This is a genomic window from Actinomadura logoneensis (assembly GCF_003428695.1).
Taxonomy (GTDB): Bacteria; Actinomycetota; Actinomycetes; order Streptosporangiales; family Streptosporangiaceae; genus Spirillospora; species Spirillospora logoneensis.
Genome location: NZ_QURH01000668.1, coordinates 1 through 2,688, shown reverse-complemented (window position 1 = coordinate 2,688; position 2,688 = coordinate 1). Strand labels below are relative to the sequence as shown.

Here is a 2,688-nt window from a genome sequence, read left to right as displayed (position 1 = left end):
GGCGCGTCGCGGCGGGCGCGCGGGGACCCGTCCACCGCGTCGTGTCACAGACGCGGCGGACGGGCCGGGCGTGCGCCCGGCGCGCGCCCCGCGGAAGGTGCGGCGGTGGTGGGGTCAGGGCACCACGACGGTGCCGGTGGCGGTGACGACGGTGATCGGCTCGTCGAGGACCTCGGCGGCCGACTCCCCCTTGTCGGGCCGGCCCCGGCACACCACGCGCGCCGACAGGTCCAGGGTGCGGCTGCGGCGGCCGACGCGGGTGACCACGGCGGTGGCCTCCACGACGTCCCCGGCGCGCAGCGGCGCGCGGAACTGGACGTCGGAGTAGGAGGCGAACAGGCCCTCGTCGCCGTCGGTGCGGATGCACACCTCGGTCGCCACGTCGCCGAACAGGCCGAGGACGTAGGCGCCGTCCACCAGGTTCCCCGCGTAGTGGGCGTGGGAGTAGGGGACGTAGCGGCGGTGGGTGACGGTCAGGCCCTGCCGCGGGTCGGCCCCGGTGGCTCCGGTGGCCCCGGCGGCTCCGACTGTGGCTCCGACTGTGGGGGCGGGGGCGGGGGCGGTGGTCGGGTCGGTCACGGGGTCTCCTCGGTGCCGGACGCGGCGGGCAGCAGGGCGTGGACCAGGTAGGACGCGACCTCCGAGGGGGTGGTGCCCTTGCCGAAGATGCGGTCCACGCCCAGGTCGGACGGGGTGACGGTGTCGAAGCGGGGGCCGCCGACGACCAGCAGGGGCCGGCCGATCCCGGCGGCGACCGCCGTGGGGTACTCGGCGTGGAACGCGGCGGCCATCTGCTTGGTGTTGTGCAGGTGGGCGTTGCGCTGGGTGACGACCTGGGAGACCAGGACGGCGTCGGCGTCGGCCTGCTTGGCGCGGGCGACGAGTTCCTCCACGGTGACCTGGGCGCCCATGTTGACCACCTGGATCTCGCGGTAGTACTCCAGGCCCTTCTCCCCCGCGAAGCCCTTGACGTTGAGGATCGCGTCGATCCCGACGGTGTGGGCGTCGGTGCCGATGCAGGCGCCGACGACGACCAGGCGGCGGCCGAGGCCGGAGCGGATCGCCTGGTTGATCTCCGGCGCGGACAGCAGCGGGTACTCGCGGCCCTCGGGGACGGGGATCGAGGCGTAGTCGATGAGGTGGTTGGTGCGGCCGTAGACGATGAAGAAGGTGAAGTCGGGGCCCATCGGCTTGGCGTGCACGACGCTGGCCGGGTCCAGGCCCATCTTCCCGGCCAGCTGCAGCGCGGCGGCGTCGGCGCGGGGCCCGGCGGGGACGGGCAGGGTGAACGACATCTGGACCAGGCCGTCGCCGGTGGTGTCGCCGTAGGGGCGGATGACCTGCCGGGTGTCGGCGGGTTCGGCGGGCGCCTGGGTGTCGGTGCCGGTCGCCGGGCCGGTCGCCGAGCCGGCGGTGGGGTCGATGGTCATGCGGTCACCTCCTGCGGTGCGGACGCGGCGTGCGGGTCTCGCTGTCGAGGATCTCGATGGCGGGGTTGACGTACCCGTCGGCGCGCTCGACGACGCCGTCCAGGCCCTTGCCCGCGTCCGGGGGGCGGCGGGTGACGCCGAAGGTGCCCTCGGCGATCGCGGTGAGCAGGCCGTCCCGCTCGACCTTCTCCAGCAGCTCGACGGACTCGGCGAGGACGCGGCGGGCGCGTTCGGCGACGAACCCGCCCGGGCGGGGGACGAAGTCCTCGGCGAGGCCGCCGGCCGCGTCGCGGACGTAGCGGACGTTCTCCAGCGCCAGGTCGCGGTCCGACAGCCAGGGGGTGTGGATGCCCTCGGTCATCATCCCGATGAGGATGATCGACTGGCCGGTCATGACGCCGGCGAGGTTGAAGAACGCGTCCAGCAGGTACCCGGCGAAGATGTTGCCGGTCATGTGCTTGGTCGGCGGCATGTACTTCAGCGGCGCGTCGGGGAACAGCTCGCGGACGAGCTGGGCGTGCGCGAGCTCCAGCCGGAACGACTCGGGGATCCTCGGGTTGATCTCGAAGGCGTGGCCGAGGCCGAGCTGCGCGTCGGCGAGGCCCGCCTCGTGCCCGAACCGCTCGTTGAGCAGCTGCGACACGATGACGGTGTGCGCGGCGTCCACGGCGTCGGCGGTGGTGAGGTAGTTGTCCTCGCCGGTGTTGATGACGATGCCGGCGCGGGCGTGGATCTGCCGGGAGAACCGCTGGTCGATGAAGGTGCGGCGGGGGTTGATGTCGCGGAAGATGATGCCGTACATGCAGTCGTTCAGCATCATGTCGAGGCGTTCGAGGCCGGCGAGGGTGGCGATCTCGGGCATGCACAGCCCGGAGGCGTAGTTGGTGAGCCGCACGTACCGGCCGAGTTCGCGCGACACGTCGTCCAGGGCGGCGCGCATGAGCCGGAAGTTCTCCTGGGTGGCGTACGTGCCGGCGTAGCCCTCGCGGGTGGCGCCCTCGGGGACGAAGTCCAGCAGCGACTGCCCGGTGGAGCGGATGACGGCGACGACGTCGGCGCCCTCGCGGGCGGCGGCCTGTGCCTGCGGGATGTCCTCGTAGATGTCGCCGGTCGCGACGATGAGGTAGATCCACGGCTGGGGCGGGTCGCCGACCTCGGCGAGCATCCGGTCGCGTTCGGCGCGGCGGCGGTCGATGCGGGTCATGCCGGCGCGGGCGGCGCGCCGGGCGGCCTCGTGGGCGGTGCGGGCGTCGGCCCC

At 73.5% G+C, this 2,688-nt stretch carries 3 protein-coding genes; all 3 read right to left on the bottom strand.

Annotation, left to right across the window (positions count from 1 at the left end):
* Nucleotides 1-114: 114 nt before the first annotated feature.
* A complete protein-coding gene (kal, locus tag DZF91_RS25395; RefSeq protein ID WP_199486883.1) occupies nt 115-579 on the bottom strand; it encodes a 3-aminobutyryl-CoA ammonia lyase in 465 nt (154 codons plus the stop codon).
* Nucleotides 576-1,430 (bottom strand): lysine 5,6-aminomutase subunit beta, encoded by an 855-nt coding sequence (gene kamE / locus DZF91_RS25390; protein ID WP_117359738.1) that lies wholly within the window; start codon nt 1,428-1,430, stop codon nt 576-578. The genes kal and kamE overlap by 4 nt, the downstream gene beginning before the upstream one ends.
* A 4-nt stretch (nt 1,431-1,434) precedes the next feature.
* The coding region (kamD, locus tag DZF91_RS25385) for a lysine 5,6-aminomutase subunit alpha (RefSeq protein ID WP_117359737.1) at nt 1,435-2,688 on the bottom strand (1,254 nt) is incomplete at its 5' end.

Coding starts and splice junctions, on each gene's coding strand:
- kamE (WP_117359738.1), bottom strand. CDS start 1,430: ATGACCATCGACCCCACCGCCGGCTCGGCGACCGGCCCGGCGACCGGC.